Origin of the sequence: Rhizobium phaseoli, assembly GCF_001664385.1 — a bacterium.
Taxonomy (GTDB): domain Bacteria; phylum Pseudomonadota; class Alphaproteobacteria; order Rhizobiales; family Rhizobiaceae; genus Rhizobium; species Rhizobium phaseoli.
The window spans coordinates 3,771,558-3,785,607 of the sequence record NZ_CP013532.1; the positions used below are offsets into that span (position 1 = coordinate 3,771,558).

General features: G+C 61.7%; 16 protein-coding genes. 8 read left to right on the plus strand and 8 right to left on the minus strand.

Translation table 11 applies throughout. From position 1 onward, the window contains the following. Positions 1–261: 261 nt before the first annotated feature. The 5 genes from AMC88_RS18165 to AMC88_RS32155 are packed head-to-tail and all read right to left on the minus strand — an operon-like array spanning position 262 to position 5,252. Positions 262–1,971, minus strand: coding sequence for a methyl-accepting chemotaxis protein (locus AMC88_RS18165; protein WP_012485152.1), 1,710 nt, complete (start codon positions 1,969–1,971; stop codon positions 262–264). A gap of 32 nt (positions 1,972–2,003) precedes the next feature. Next, positions 2,004–2,516, minus strand: a complete 513-nt coding sequence (locus AMC88_RS18170; RefSeq protein ID WP_064825630.1) for a chemotaxis protein CheW — start codon at positions 2,514–2,516, stop codon at positions 2,004–2,006. Beyond that, positions 2,513–4,561: a chemotaxis protein CheA gene (locus AMC88_RS18175; RefSeq protein ID WP_012485154.1), complete on the minus strand. Its 2,049-nt coding sequence runs from the start codon at positions 4,559–4,561 to the stop codon at positions 2,513–2,515. The genes AMC88_RS18170 and AMC88_RS18175 overlap by 4 nt, the downstream gene beginning before the upstream one ends. Further along, positions 4,558–4,926 (minus strand): response regulator, encoded by a 369-nt coding sequence (locus AMC88_RS18180; protein WP_010014479.1) that lies wholly within the window; start codon positions 4,924–4,926, stop codon positions 4,558–4,560. Before AMC88_RS18180 ends, AMC88_RS18175 begins: the two co-directional genes overlap by 4 nt. Continuing rightward, on the minus strand, positions 4,923–5,252 hold the full coding sequence (locus AMC88_RS32155; RefSeq protein ID WP_012485155.1) for an STAS domain-containing protein: 330 nt from the start codon (positions 5,250–5,252) through the stop codon (positions 4,923–4,925). Before AMC88_RS32155 ends, AMC88_RS18180 begins: the two co-directional genes overlap by 4 nt. Positions 5,253–5,592: 340 nt before the next feature. Between AMC88_RS32155 and AMC88_RS18185 the strand changes: the two genes are divergently transcribed. Further along, positions 5,593–7,344 (plus strand): hypothetical protein, encoded by a 1,752-nt coding sequence (locus tag AMC88_RS18185; RefSeq protein WP_041683764.1) that lies wholly within the window; start codon positions 5,593–5,595, stop codon positions 7,342–7,344. A gap of 33 nt (positions 7,345–7,377) precedes the next feature. On the opposite strand, the gene AMC88_RS18190 is transcribed toward AMC88_RS18185, so the two are convergent. After that, positions 7,378–8,460, minus strand: a complete 1,083-nt coding sequence (locus AMC88_RS18190) for a tetratricopeptide repeat protein (RefSeq protein WP_012485157.1) — start codon at positions 8,458–8,460, stop codon at positions 7,378–7,380. 10 nt (positions 8,461–8,470) lie between these two features. Beyond that, positions 8,471–9,124, minus strand: coding sequence for a thiamine phosphate synthase (locus AMC88_RS18195; protein WP_012485158.1), 654 nt, complete (start codon positions 9,122–9,124; stop codon positions 8,471–8,473). Between the two features lie 109 nt (positions 9,125–9,233). On the opposite strand from AMC88_RS18195, the gene AMC88_RS18200 reads away from it, so the two are divergent. Together AMC88_RS18200 and AMC88_RS18205 are read left to right on the plus strand one after the other, a co-directional pair. Then, complete coding sequence (locus AMC88_RS18200) at positions 9,234–9,998, plus strand: sulfite exporter TauE/SafE family protein (protein ID WP_012485159.1); 765 nt, start codon at positions 9,234–9,236, stop codon at positions 9,996–9,998. Positions 9,999–10,151: 153 nt separating this feature from the next. After that, positions 10,152–10,412 carry an ArsR/SmtB family transcription factor gene (locus AMC88_RS18205; RefSeq protein WP_064825631.1) on the plus strand — a complete coding sequence of 87 codons (261 nt, stop codon included), beginning with the start codon at positions 10,152–10,154 and terminating at the stop codon, positions 10,410–10,412. 292 nt (positions 10,413–10,704) lie between these two features. On the opposite strand, the gene AMC88_RS18210 is transcribed toward AMC88_RS18205, so the two are convergent. Then, positions 10,705–10,878, minus strand: a complete 174-nt coding sequence (locus AMC88_RS18210; RefSeq protein WP_008533139.1) for a YdcH family protein — start codon at positions 10,876–10,878, stop codon at positions 10,705–10,707. A gap of 228 nt (positions 10,879–11,106) precedes the next feature. Between AMC88_RS18210 and AMC88_RS18215 the strand changes: the two genes are divergently transcribed. From AMC88_RS18215 to AMC88_RS18235, 5 genes are all read left to right on the plus strand, one after another. Continuing rightward, entirely contained in the window at positions 11,107–11,310 is a 204-nt protein-coding gene (locus AMC88_RS18215; RefSeq protein WP_010028538.1) for a YdcH family protein, read from the plus strand. 38 nt (positions 11,311–11,348) lie between these two features. After that, the gene (gene purE, locus AMC88_RS18220; protein WP_012485161.1) at positions 11,349–11,843 is read left to right on the plus strand and encodes a 5-(carboxyamino)imidazole ribonucleotide mutase; all 495 of its coding nucleotides are present in this window, start codon (positions 11,349–11,351) and stop codon (positions 11,841–11,843) included. Further along, a complete protein-coding gene (locus AMC88_RS18225) occupies positions 11,840–12,916 on the plus strand; it encodes a 5-(carboxyamino)imidazole ribonucleotide synthase (RefSeq protein ID WP_064825632.1) in 1,077 nt (358 codons plus the stop codon). Before purE ends, AMC88_RS18225 begins: the two co-directional genes overlap by 4 nt. 165 nt (positions 12,917–13,081) lie before the next feature. Next, the gene (ykgO, locus tag AMC88_RS18230; RefSeq protein ID WP_003582204.1) at positions 13,082–13,207 is read left to right on the plus strand and encodes a type B 50S ribosomal protein L36; all 126 of its coding nucleotides are present in this window, start codon (positions 13,082–13,084) and stop codon (positions 13,205–13,207) included. A 109-nt stretch (positions 13,208–13,316) separates the two neighbouring features. After that, positions 13,317–13,931 (plus strand): tetratricopeptide repeat protein, encoded by a 615-nt coding sequence (locus AMC88_RS18235; RefSeq protein WP_012485163.1) that lies wholly within the window; start codon positions 13,317–13,319, stop codon positions 13,929–13,931. Positions 13,932–14,050 lie beyond the last annotated feature (119 nt).

Genomic DNA, 14,050 nt, shown 5'->3' on the forward strand with positions numbered 1-14,050 from the left:
GATACCCCGTTCTATGCGCCAAAACGATGAGATGGAGACGTTCCCGTCCACGGAACGCCGAAATTCAAGTGATGTGTCTGAAAGGGGGAAAGCGACTACATTCACTTCCCGGCAGCCGGACATTTATCGGTCGCAGCGCCAACGCCTACACGCGTTGGGGATATTCCGCCTCGGGCCACCGGAGCGGCCCGAGGGATCATATGGGGGCGAAGACGCTTGGGCGGCTTCCCCAGAGGGAGTGCGCTCTCCCCAGGGGAGCGCTTATGCGCTCTCCCTGAAATCATCGTCGCCGGCGTCCGGGCCGCCCATCGACATGTCGAGAGCAAAGCCTTTGAGACGCTGCTGCTGAGCCGAGACCGTCTGGCCGCGACCCTGGCTGCGGGCCTGCGGGGCGGGCTTGCGGGCAGCCGCCGAGGCTTTGATCCCCCTCGCCGAAGCGCTCGGCTGCGCCCTGTGGGCGTCGGGCCGAGCGCTGCCTGCCATATCGACCTTGAAGAAGGCGATCGACGTCTGCAGTTCCTCCGCTTGGCTGGCAAGCTCTTCCGAGGTCGCAGACATTTGCTCGGAAGCGCCGGCATTCTGCTGCGTCACCTTGTCGAGCTGCTGGATCGCCTCGTTGATCTGCGAGGCGCCGATATCCTGTTCGCGGCAGGCAGCACTGATTTCGGAAACCAGTTCAGCCGTCTTGCGGATATCGGGCACCAGGCGGCCAAGCATTTCGCCGGCATCGGCTGCAGCCTTGACCGTGTCGCTCGACATCGCGCTGATTTCGGCAGCGGCCGACTGACTGCGTTCGGCAAGCTTGCGCACTTCGGAGGCGACAACCGCAAAACCCTTGCCGTGTTCGCCGGCACGCGCCGCTTCCACGGCGGCGTTGAGCGCCAGCAGGTCCGTCTGGCGGGCGATTTCCTGGACAATGCCGATCTTCTGAGCGATCGTCCGCATGGCGTCGACAGCACGCGTCACCGCCTCACCGCTCGCTTCCGCATCCTTGGCCGACTGCCGGGCAATCTTCTCAGTCTGCGCGGCATTATCGGCGTTCTGCTTGATGTTGGCGGCCATCTCCTCCATCGAGGCGGAGGCCTCTTCGGCTGAAGCCGCCTGTTCGGTGGCGCCCTGCGATACCTGCTCCGAGCTTGCCGAAAGTTCCTGGCTGCCGGAAGAGACGTTGTCGGCGGCCGATAGCGCATCGGCGACGACGCCGCGCAGGCGTTCGATCATCGTGTTGACGTTGCCGAGAAGCTCGCCGATTTCGTCATGGCTGGTGATATCGGCCGTCTTGGTCAGATCGCCTTCCGATACTTCGCGAACCACGGTGTTGGCGCGTTTGAGGCCCTTGCTGATCGTGTTGGCGATCCAGAAGGCGGTGAGAGCCGCAGTCAGCAGGGCGACAATGGCGACCGCGACCATCATTGTGCGCGTCGTCAGATACTGTGCCTCGGCACCGTCATCGGCTGCCTTCATGCGCTGCTTTTCAAGTGTCAGGATTTCGCTGAGTGTCGCGTCGATGTCGTTGGCGGCGGCCCGCGCCGTGGTGACCGAGATGCTATTTGCGCCTTCAGCATTGCCGACTTTAACATATTCGCGGATCTGATCGTCGGCCGCATTGAAGGTTTTGGAAAGTTCGGCAATGCGTGCCCAGCGCGCCTTCCCTTCTTCCGTTGCCAGTGCCAGCACCTGGCTGAAGGCGTCGGCGAAGTCTTTGCGGGCCTGATTGCCCTTGGCGATCGAACCCGCCGTCTCCTCCGCCGTGCGGGCGGTGAGCAGGTTCTTCTGCTGGCGAATGGCTTCGAGCTGGGCAATGTTGATCTGCTGCGCCAGATCGAGGCGGGCTGCCGGGCCGGAGAGAAGCTTATCGATCGTATCGTTCAGCGATCCAAGGCTGAGGACACCGTAGGCGGCGGTGCCCACCAGCATCAGAATGATGAAGGTGAACGCCGTCACCAGTTTCGTCTTTATTGTCAAGCGCATCGTCAAACCCCCACGTTTGAATTCATCCGACGTCAGCTGACGGCTCCCGCCGCCTTGTGCCTCGACGAAAATATCGCCTGCAGATTAGGGAGAATGATGAACTCCACGCCCCGCTTCACCAGGCAGTTGATGTAATCGGCGCGCCAGCGCATGCCGACGCTCGGCGGCGCCTCGCTCGCGGATTTTGCAAGCGTCGTCACCTCGTTCACTTTGTCGGTTCTGAGTCCGACGAGTGTCTGCTCGCCCTGCAGATCGATTTCGATAACGATGATACGGCTGTCGATCGTGGCCTCCGCCGCCTCCATCCCGAAGGCAAGACGCAGATCGGCCAGCGGAATGACCTTGCCGCGAAAGTTGATGACGCTGGCGACGAAGGGCTGGCTTCCCGGCACCGCGGTCTCCGGAAGCAGGTCCAATATTTCCTGGACGATGACCGCTTCGAGCGCGAAGGTTTCACCGTTGAGATCGAAGGTCAGGACCTCGACCTCCTCGGCATAGTTCCAGTGATTGTCGAATCGTTCGGCTGTCGCTGCTGTTGCACTCATCCTGCTACCCGCAATTGCGCCTCCTGCTGCTGACCCGCGGCAACCAGGTGCCCGACGTCGAGAATGAGGGCGACGCTGCCGTCGCCAAGAATGGTGGCGCCCGAAAAAGTCGCCACGTCGTTATGCAGTTTCGACATCGACTTGATGACCGTCTGGTGGTCGCCGATGATCTGGTCGACGACCAGGCCGACGCGCTCCGTGCCGGTCGAGATGACGACGACCTTCTGGTGCACGTCGGGTTTCGTGCCGGTACGGAAGAGGTCGCGCAGGCGCAGGAACGGCACCAGGCTGTCGCGCAGCGAGATGAAGCTGCGGCCGCGCGAGCGGAGATCTTCCTCGAGTGACAGTTCGAGGCATTCCTCGACTGCCGAAAGCGGGATGACGTAGCGGCCGGAACCGACACGCACCAGCAGGCCGTCGATGATGGCAAGCGTCAGCGGGATGCGCAGCGACACTTCCGAACCCTGTCCAGGGACGCTGACGATGTCGATCGCGCCGCGAAGCTCTTCGACCGTTTTCTTGACCACGTCCATGCCGACGCCGCGCCCGGAGAGATTGGTGATAGCCGCAGCCGTCGAGAAGCCGGGAGCGAAGATCAGCTGCAGCAGCTCGGAATCGGAAAGAGGCTGGCCGGGATGAATGAGGCCGGAGGATTCCGCCTTGGCCCGAACCCGTTCGCGATTGATGCCACGGCCGTCGTCCTTGATCGAGATGATCACCTCGCCGCCGGCTTGCCGGGCCGAAAGGATCACCGTGCCGGCTTCGGTCTTGCCGGCGGCAAGGCGGTCGGCAGGCATCTCGAGGCCATGATCGATCGAATTCCTTACCAGATGCACCAGCGGATCGGCCAGCCGTTCGATCACCGTCTTGTCGACTTCGGTGGTTTCGCCCTCCATCACCAGCTCGATCACCTTGCCGGTCTCGCGGGCGAGATCGTGGACGAGGCGGCGGAAGCGGGAGAACAGGGTTGCGACCGGCACCATGCGCAGCACCATCATCGTGTCGCGCAGTTCACCGGACAGGCGTTCGATTTCTTCCGAGACGGAGCGCAGCCCAATATCGGCGCTGGCGCTGGCGAGCTGGCTGAGCCGCGATTGCGCAATGACAAGCTCGCCGACCCGGTCCATCAGCTCGTCGAGACGCTCGGCCGGAACGCGGACATTCTCGGCCGACTTCGCCTGGCTGGCGGCCGCGGGCGCCTCGCGCCGGACCGGGACGGCCTCGACCGGTCGAAACTCCGGAACGGCTGCCGGTGGAACGGCAGCCGATACTGCAGCGACCAGTGCGGCTGCAGCCTTCTCCGCGGTCGGAGCGGCGGTTGCCGCGCCGACGATCTCCTCGACGCTGAGTTCCATATCGTCGAGCACGAAGATGAAGACGTCGTCGATCGCCGAGCGATCCTGCTCGCTGGTCAACATCACGTCCCAGGAAATATGGAGCTCCGTCGGCGTGAGCTCGTTAAGGGGCGGAATGGCCGAGGTGTTGGCCCGCACCGTGCATTCGCCGAGATCGCGCAGCTCATCCAGCAGGCCAAGCGGGTTGGTGCCGTTGGCCATCGAGTTGGCGGGCAGACTGAAGCGGATCCGCCATCTGTTCTTCTTCTTCGCCGATACCTCACGCACGACCACGGGTGCCGCAACAGCTAAAGGTGCCGCCGCCGGCGCCGCCGGCTTGCCGCCGACGGCAGCCTGCAGCTGCGCCAGAAGCTTGCTGCCGGTGTCACCGTGATCGGCGTCCGGCCGTTCGACGAGGGCGCGCATATGGTCCTGGGCGGCCAGGACGGCAGCGACGAGTTCGCTGGTCGCAGCGACCTCGCCCTTGCGGACGCGGTCGAAGGCGGTTTCGCAATGATGCGTGAAAGCGGCGAGCGCCTCGAAACCGAACATCGCGCCGGAGCCCTTGAGCGTATGAAGCCCGCGGAATACGGCATCGACGAGATCCTTGTTGTCGAGTTGGTGGGTCAGGTCGAGAAGACCGGCCTCGATCGCCTCAAGGCATTCGGCGGCCTCCATGCGGAACACGGCAACGGGATCGAGCGTGCTCATCGTCCGAGAACCTTCTTCACGATCTTCACGAGATTTTCCGGATCGAACGGCTTGGTCAGCCAACCCGTAGCACCCGCGGCCTTGGCGCGTGCCTTTAGATCGGTATCCGATTCCGTCGTCAGGAAGATGATCGGAACGCCTGCCTGCCCCGGCAGCTTGCGCAGTTCCTCGATCATCGTCAGCCCGTCCATGACAGGCATGTTGAGGTCGGTCACGATCAGATCGAAGCGGCTGCTCTTGGCCGTCGCGAGGCCCTCGGCCCCATCTACGGCCTCGGTGACGTTGTAACCGGCATTGCTCAGCGTAACCTTGGTGGTCAGGCGGATGCTGGCGGAATCGTCAACAGTCAGGATGTTTGCACTCATAACGTTACCTCTTTATGCAACCAGAACTTGGAATCTTCTTGATCGAAGGATTCTATAAAACCTGCACGCTCAAGTACCTTCAGAACCGAGCCGCGAGCAGGTGTGGAAAGTTTGAATGTCTTCCCGTCAGCTTTTGCTTGGCGGCGCGATGACTCTATGAGTTGAATGAAACTCAGATCCGCTTCCGCACTTTCGGGAATGCTGATTATGATTGTATCGCGGCCCCGAAATTCATTGGAAAACTTTGAATATAGCTCAGACACAGAGCGAATACTGAGCGCTTCCGGCAGATCTATAGATTCGCAATATTGTTTAGGAGTGTCCAACGCAGCCTCCTCTGGCCGAGAAATACTTGACGACCGTTAGAGGACTCTCACGGCAGCGTTAATGCAGGGTAAACAGCGGTTGTATGAAGCTGTCGTATAACGAGTCCCGGGACTCCCAATTTCTCATCGGGGATAAGTTGTATTCTCTTCTCAAAATTTAGAAACAAATAAAACAAAAGCAAGAGGTTAAGCAATATTAACCCGCCGCGAGGTTCGGGCCGCGTGCCCTCCACATCTTTCGTTAATCACAACGCTGACGAGTCCGGCGCGTTTACCGGACGTTTCCATCCTTCCCGTAGAAATAGAGTCAGATAAGCCGGTGTTTTAAGAAAAGGTATAAATGTTGGCACACACTCTGGTATCGCCGACCGCTGCAGCCTACACCTCCGGGCGGGACATTGGCCGAACCCTGGAATCCGCCCGCAGCCGGGTCGAGGAACGTTTTCTCGAAGGCGGCACGGTGCTGCTCTCGGTGATGGATGTTCTCAACCGTCTGTTGAATTCTCTTGAGGGTGTCACCGCGGCGCTGGACAATGGGGAGCAGAGCGATACCGGCGCCGATCTCCGTGCCACGGTGGAGAGCCTGACGGCGCTGCCGGTCACCGAAGAAAATCGTCAGCAGGCACTCGTCTCACTGGCGCAGACCGGCCGGGATCTGCGCAAATACGTGTCCGACATGCAGGAGACGATGCGTTATCTCAGAACCTTCGCCGTGACCGTGAAGATCACCGGCGCCGGCCTTGCCGAATTCGCCGGCTTCGCCCAGGAGATCCTGGAGCGGATCTATTCCGGCACCGATGAAGTCAACCGTTTCGCCGCGCATCTCGACAGCCTAGACAAGGAGGTCAAACTCGCAGCCGCCTTCGGCGCCAGTGTCTCCAAGGGCTACGCCGATACCGTCCCGGCCGTTGCCGCCGCCCTGCGCGACGACGCCGCCAAGATCGCCGAACATCGTAAGCATCTGGGCGTCGTCGCCCGTGAGGTCGGCGCGATTGCACGCGGCGTTCAGAGCAAGGTCGCCTCGACGCTCTCCGCCTTGCAGATAGGCGACATCACCCGTCAGCGCATCGAGCATGTGCAGGCCACCCTTTCGCTGCTCGAAGAATTCCTTACCGGCGAGGAGGGCGCGAAGCTCGACGCCGGCGCACGCAAGCGTCTTCAGAACGTTATTCACCATCTGACCGCGGCGCAGATGAGCGACATGTGCGTAAATTTCCAGCGGGAGTCGGAAAACGTCGTCACGACGATCGCCAGTTTCGACCACGACATGCGGGAGATCCTCAAGCTGCGCGACCAGATGAGCGGCGCCAGCGGCGAATCCGGCGGTAATTTCATGCGGGCGTTGGAATCAAGCGTTTCGGCCGCCCATGAAATCGTCCGGCAGGTCGATACGGCAAGCCGGCAAGCCGACCAGGTCAGCCAGTCGACGATCGGCACCGCCGCCAAGCTCTCCGAAGCGATTGCCAACATCCGCGCCGTCAAGACCGACATCCACTATATGGCCTTGAACACCAACCTGCGCTGCAGCCGTCTCGGCGAGGAAGGCAGGTCGATCAACGTCGTTACGGCCGAGCTGCGCATTTTCGCCGGCAAGCTCGACGAATCCGCCGATGCCATCGTCACCGGCCTGCCGGCGCTCGAAGCCGCGGCCGGGCGCGTCACTCCGGCCATGGATGCCGGAACGGGGGGGCTAGGAGAAGGCCTGACCTCGGCCGTCGGCAACATCCGCTCCGCAGCCGACATGATGGAAAAAGAGCTGAAGGTGCTTGCCGAAAACGGCCGCGAGGTCGCCACCAAGATCGGTCTGCTGATCGGCAAGCTCGATTTCCAGCGTGACCTCGGCGAGGTCTTCGCCCGCTGCGCCGATGTACTTGATGAGGCCGCCGGCACCGAGGTCGCCGATATCTCCGATCTGGCGGAGGCGATCGCGTCGCTCGACCGCAAGATCTTCAAGCACTATACGATGGTTCAGGAGCGCAACATTCATCGCGACATCATCCCCGCCTGCGCGGAAAGCGCTGCTGCCCCGGCTCCCGCCGAGCCTGCCAAAATCGAAAACGATGAGGATCTTTTCGCCGATGCGCTGTTTTAAAGTCGCCCCGGTTGAGAGGCGCGGCGCGCTTATTTAGCGCCGCCGGAACTTGTTGGCGGCCTCGATCGCCGCCTTCTGCTGGTCGTCCTCGATGCCTAGATAAAAATCCTCGAGCGCCGGATCGGCAAGCCCGGCGCGGCGCGACAGCACGTACCACTTCGCCGCCTCGACCGGATTGGGCGCCGTGCCGATGGCATTGACATAGAGGTGGGCGAGCTTGTTTTGCGCCGCGACATTGCCGCCATTGGCGGCAAGCTTCAGCCATTCGAAACCTTTGACATAATCCTTCGGGCCGCCGACGCCGTTGACGAGCCAGATGCCGAGATCGAGTTGAGCCGTGTCGAAGCCGGCACGCGCTGCACGCGCCATCCACTCGCGGGCCAGTCGTTTCTTTTCCTCCGGCAGGTCTTTCAGCGTCGCGTAAAGCTGCGCCACCGCATATTGCGAATCGGCAATGCCCTGCTCGGCGGATTTTTCATAGAATGGCAGCGCTAGCTTCAGCCCCTTCTCGCCAGGATTGTCGGCCACGAGGATCTGCGCCCAGTTGAATTCCGCTGAAGGGTTGCCTGCCTCGGCTGCCTTGCGCATGTAGTCGTCGGCCTTGACCTTGTCGCGCGGCACGCCTTCGCCTTCCATCAGCATCAGCGCGTATTTGAACATTGCCGCCGCATCGCCGCCTTCGGCCGCCTTGCCATACCAGAAGGCCGCGTTCTTCACGTCCTTCTTGACGCCGAGACCCTGGGAGAGGATTTCGCCGATCAGCGTCTGCGCCGCCGGATCGCCGAGCTGGGCGCGCGGCAGCGCCCTATCCATTGCCGTCAGGTAGTAACCGCGCTGATAGGCGCCGTAAGCCTCGTCGATCGGCCCCTTGTAATCCTTCTCCGGCGGCAGGTCGGGCAGCTTCGCGCCCATCCGGTCGAAGACCCCGACGCCATCGGAGGGCTTTACGTCCTCGCCAGTCAGCCGATCGGTGCGGAAGGTCGAAGCCGGCGCCGTCCCCGGTTGGCTGATGACGCTGTCGGGCGCCTGCGCCAGCGCAATACCCGGCCCGGCCGCAGCGAGGACGGCCATGCTTGCAAGAAAATATTTCGAAAGGCGGGCGGGCGGGATCGGCATGAGCGCGATTTCAATCCTCAAACCGTGGCGCTTTTTCGTCAAGCAACGCGTTGATCTCGGCAATGATTGATGGCGCCCGGGCGGGATCGTCGAAGACCGCCAGCCGCAGCGCGACGAACTCCGCTCCGGTCTCCGCAACGGCGAGCGCCGAAGTCGGGTCGGTGCCGCCCATGACGATGCAGGGAATTTCGATCATCGAAGCCCACCATTCGCCAAGCGCAAGGTTCTTCGGATGCGCCTCTGGCTTGATATCGCCATCGAGCTTGCCGAAGAAGATATAGTCCGGCCGGACTTCGCCGATCTCCAGCGCCGTATGCCGGTCGGCCGCATTGCCACCGCCGACGATCAGCTTCGGCGCGTGCTTGTCGATCGCCTCCGAAAGCGCCTCGGCATTGCCGGAAAGATGCAGGCCATCGGCCTTCGCCCGTCCCGCCACGCGGCTGTCGCCCGCAATCAGCGCCGCGGCGCCGGCATCCTGAATGACAGGCACCAGCTTTTCGGCATGTTTCTGGAAGGTGCCGTCGTCGAGCCCGTATTGCGGCACGATCACCGAGGCGACATCGCCGCCCTTCAGCGCATCGGCGACGATCCTTGCCTGTTCATCGGCGTCGGCGATATCAGGGACGATGAGCACCAGGCGGCAGCGGTTTTCGGGTTCGGTCATGAGGTCTTTCCGTTTCCTGCGAATTCCCCTCTTCGAAAGGACGGATCCGCACTCGTTTTGTGTGAGTAGTTCCGTTAGAGGAGGCTTGCAAGAGGAGGACGCCGAAAGCATGCCGCAGGATTTGTCATTCTACTACGCCGCCGTGCCCGCCGTTCTGCTGGTCGGCCTCGCAAAAGGCGGCATGGGCGACGCTTTGTCGCTGATCGGCTTGCCCTTTCTCGCCTTGGTCGTCTCGCCGGTCGAGGCGGCTGCGATCCTTCTGCCGATCCTGGTCTTCATGGACATGATCTCGCTCGTCGTCTGGCGCAAGCACGGCGACTGGACGACGCTGAAGATCATGCTGCCCGGCGCCATCCTCGGTATCGGCCTCGGCTGGGCGACCTCGGCGCTCGTTCCGGGCAACATCCTGCGCATCGTCATCGGCGCAGTGACCATCCTCTTCTGCCTGCGCTATTTCTGGAACAATTTCGGCCCCGGCGCCGGCCGGGTGATCCCGCCGCGCGGCCAGCGGCCGATCGCTGCCGGTTTCTGGGGCGCGTTCTCGGGCTACGGCAGCTTCGTCGCCCATGCCGGCGGCGCCCCCTTTCAGGTTTATGCCCTGCCGCTCAAGCTGCAGCCGCGCGAATATACCGGCACCAGCGTGCGCTTCTTCGCGATCCTCAATGCCGTCAAGCTCATCCCCTATTTCGCGCTCGGCCAGCTCGACACGCAGAATCTCGCGACCTCGGCGACGTTGCTGCCTTTCGCGCCGCTTGCCACGCTTGCCGGCGCCTGGTGCGTGCGCCGCATGAAGCCGGAGATTTTCTATCCCTTCATGTATGCGATGGCCTTCATCGCCGCCTTCCTGATCGTGCGCGAAGGCCTTGGCGGGTAAGGCAGCGCTGCTGCATACTCGACCTGAGGAATTATGCAGCAGTTCTAGGTGGAACAGCGTCCCGAGCGCGGCTCAGAAGACGCGCGGCGCTCTCGTACGCTGCAACGCACAATTTTCTTGCCGCCGCGGCCGGTTTGACGTAGCGTTCCCGCCATGTCGAACACGGACCCCTTCTCTGCGATTGCTGATCCGCACCGGCGGTTTCTGCTGGAGGAATTGCGGCGCGCGCCCCGGACAGTCAACCAGCTTGCCGAGGGTCTATCGATCAGCCGTCCCGCTGTTTCGCAGCACCTGAAGGCGTTGCTCGATAGCAACCTCGTCTCCGTGACGTCGGAAGGCACGAAACGCATCTACGCGGTCAACAACCGCGGCTTCGACAAGCTCAATCTTTGGCTGGATCAGTTCTGGGCCTGATCGCCCTCCCCTGAAGCGTGTCGCGGTCTTAAGATTCGTTGTTACGATTCAGGTCTTTGTTTTTACGCATGTCTTTATCGCAAAGCCGCTGCACACTTTCGCGAGATACTCTAAGAACCCTGGGCTCACGCGAGCGCGAACTGCGGCGCCAGATGCAAAAGCGCCAGCCGCGATGCCGCGAGCATCGGGCTGGCGCAATTCTGGTGTCAAATCACCGGGTCTTGCAAATTTTAGGCGGAATGGATGGTTTACCTCTTACGCAAGAAGATCGTCCGGCGACCCTTGGGAAGATTTAATGGACGGATGACTTGAGACGCTGAATCTCGTCCTTGATGCGCAGCTTGCGGCGCTTGCATTCAGCAATTTCCGTATCGGAGATCGAAGGAGCTGTTCTGAGTGCATGCAGCTCCTCCTCGAGAGCGACATGCTTTTTCTGGAGTGATTCAAGATGAGCTTCAACTGTCATTTGACCCTTCCTTCCTCTTACCCTCCCCGGCCATCATCGTCGGGGATCAAGGTGTCAACGCGCCGGACTGTGACATATTTTTGACGGCTTGTCGAAGGCGAAAAGATGAAGATGAGATGGCAAATTCATGATCAAGACTAACTAGCCGTTACCCGTATTTGGTGATAGGAGCTTGCGGAAATCATCGGCAGATCGGACAAGATCCGAAGACGATAACGGGGAATGCACATGGCCGATCAGGAACAGGCGGAAATCAGGCTCATGGTGGCGCGTCTGCGTCAGGAGCACGAGGATTTCGACGCCGCGATCAACGCCATGATCGAGACCGGATGCGACGCACTGCGAATCCAGCGCATGAAAAAGAAGAAGCTCGTTATCAAGGACAAGCTTTCCAAGCTGGAAGATCAGATCGTCCCTGATATCATCGCCTGATCGTATCGCCCGATCGCTTGAGAGGAATAGCGGCAACGATGACAGACAGACCACCCGTCGCCATTATCATGGGCAGCCAATCCGATTGGGAAACCATGAAGAACGCGGCCGATACCCTGGAAGCCCTGGAAATCCCTTATGATGCGCGCATCATCTCCGCGCACCGCACGCCCGACCGCATGGCGAATTTCGCCAAGGGCGCGCGCGCCGAAGGCTTCAAGGTTATCATCGCCGGCGCCGGCGGCGCCGCCCATCTGCCGGGCATGACCGCATCGATGACGCCGCTGCCGGTCTTCGGCGTCCCGGTCCAGTCGAAAACCATGTCCGGCCAGGACAGTCTTCTGTCCATCGTGCAGATGCCGGCCGGCATTCCCGTGGGAACGCTCGCCATCGGCAAAGCGGGCGCCGTCAACGCCGCCCTGCTCGCCGCCGCCGTGCTTGCGCTGTCCGACGAAGAAATCGCCGAGCGGCTCGACGAATGGCGCGAACGTCAGAGCGCTGCGATCGCCGAATACCCGATGGACGACCAATGACTGTAAGAACGATCGGCATTGTCGGCGGCGGCCAGCTCGGCCGCATGCTGGCCATCGCCGCCGCCAGACTGAATTTCCGCACGATCATTCTCGAGCCGCAGGCGGACTGCCCGGCCGCCCAGCTCGCCAACAGGCAGATCACCGCCGCCTATGATGATCCGGCGGCGCTGGCCGAACTTGCCGCCGCCTGCGACGTCGTCACCTACGAATTCGAGAACGTGCCCGTCGCAGCCGCAGAAACGCTTTCGGCAAGCATTCCCGTCTATCCGCCGCCGAAAGCGCTGGAAGCCGCCCAGGACCGCCTGGTCGAAAAGCGCTTCCTCAACGATTGCGGCATCACCACCGCCCGCTTTCACGCGATCGACAGCCAGGCCGACCTCGAGGCGGCACTTAAGGATTTCGGCGGTAAGGGCGTATTGAAGACCCGCCGTCTCGGTTATGACGGCAAGGGACAGAAGGTTTTCCGCTCGGCGGCCGACAGCCCAGACGGCGCCTATGTCGCGCTCGGCGCCGTGCCACTGATCCTCGAAAGCTTTGTCGCCTTCGAACGCGAGGTTTCGATCATCGCCGCGCGCACCGCCGACGGCACGGTCGTCTGCTTCGATCCCGCCGAGAATGTGCACCGCAACGGCATCCTCCATACCTCGACCGTTCCCGCCGCGATCTCCGCAACGACGGGTGAAGCCGCACGCCGGTCGGCGGAAAAAATCCTCGCAGCATTGAACTATGTCGGCGTCATCGGCATCGAATTCTTCGTGCTTGCCGACGGCAGCCTGATCGCCAACGAGATGGCTCCGCGCGTGCACAATTCCGGACACTGGACGGAGGCCGCCTGCGCCGTCAGCCAGTTCGAGCAGCATATCCGCGCCGTCGCCGGCCTGCCGCTCGGCAATGGCGAGCGGCATTCCGACTGCGTCATGCAGAACCTGATCGGCGACGATATCCTTGCCGTTCCCGACTGGCTGCGACGTGCCGATACGCTGGTCCATCTCTACGGCAAGACCGAGTGGCGTCCCGGCCGCAAGATGGGCCATGTCACCACATTGGCGCTGAAATCGCCGCTTTCCCGGTGAGAAAACACCCTCTCGCCTTGGGAAAAACACCGTCACGTGGTTGACACGGAAAGGGCGACGGGGTATCTGCTCCCCCACCTAAAGAGCGCGCCCCGACGGCGCGCTTTTGATTGTTAAAGATACGGGCGAATGTGAATTCCCCCATAGAGATCGCGGATCAGAAAAATGAAGATCAAGAATTCGCTCAAGTCGCTCAAGGCTCGCCACCGTGACAACCGTCTGGTTCGCCGCAAGGGCCGCATCTACATCATCAACAAGCTGAACCCGCGCTACAAGGCTCGTCAGGGCTGATTGCGCGCATCCGGATTGCTGCGCCGCGCAGATTGCGCCGGCGGATATCCGGAGGGTCGCTGTGGTGATCACGTCTAATTTGTTTGATCTTCGGCGCTGGCGGGCTAATATGTCCGCCATGCGCTTTTTTGCTTTGATGCCGGCGGTCTTGCCGCTCTTCCTCGTCCTCTCCACCTCTCCGCTTCCGGCCATCGCGGCGGAAAAGGATGTCATCGTCGAGCAGAGCAACGCCGACAATTCGCCGAAGCAGCGTCTCGACCAGCTCTTCAGCCAGCTGAAGCGTGAGCGCGATCCCGACAAGGCCAGCAGCATCGCCAACGAAATTCGCCTGCAATGGAATGATTCCGGCAGCGCGACCGTCAATCTGCTGATGCAATGGGCCGACAAGGCGATTGAGGAAAAGCGCAATCCCGCCGCTCTCGATTTCCTCGACGAGGCAATAGCGCTGAAGCCCGATTACGCCGAAAGCTGGAATCGCCGTGCCACGCTGAATTTCGTCATGGGCAATTACCGCAAGTCGATGTCCGACATCGAACACGTGCTGGATCTCGAGCCGCGCCATTTCGGCGCCCTCTCCGGCATGGCCGCGATCCTCAGCAATGCCGGTAACGATGAGCTGACGTTGAAAGCCTGGGAGCGGTTCCTCGACATCTATCCCGCCGAGCGCACCGCCCAGGAACAGGTCAATACGCTGTCGGAAAAACTTGCCGGCAACCGCACCTGATGTCGCTCACCCCGATCTTGAAGCCCGGCCGGACCGCACAATTTTAGAATTCTCGAAGGGCCACGTGGCACTTCGCCCGCCCTTCTCGAGAACCGCCGCAACCATCGCCCGTAAAGATC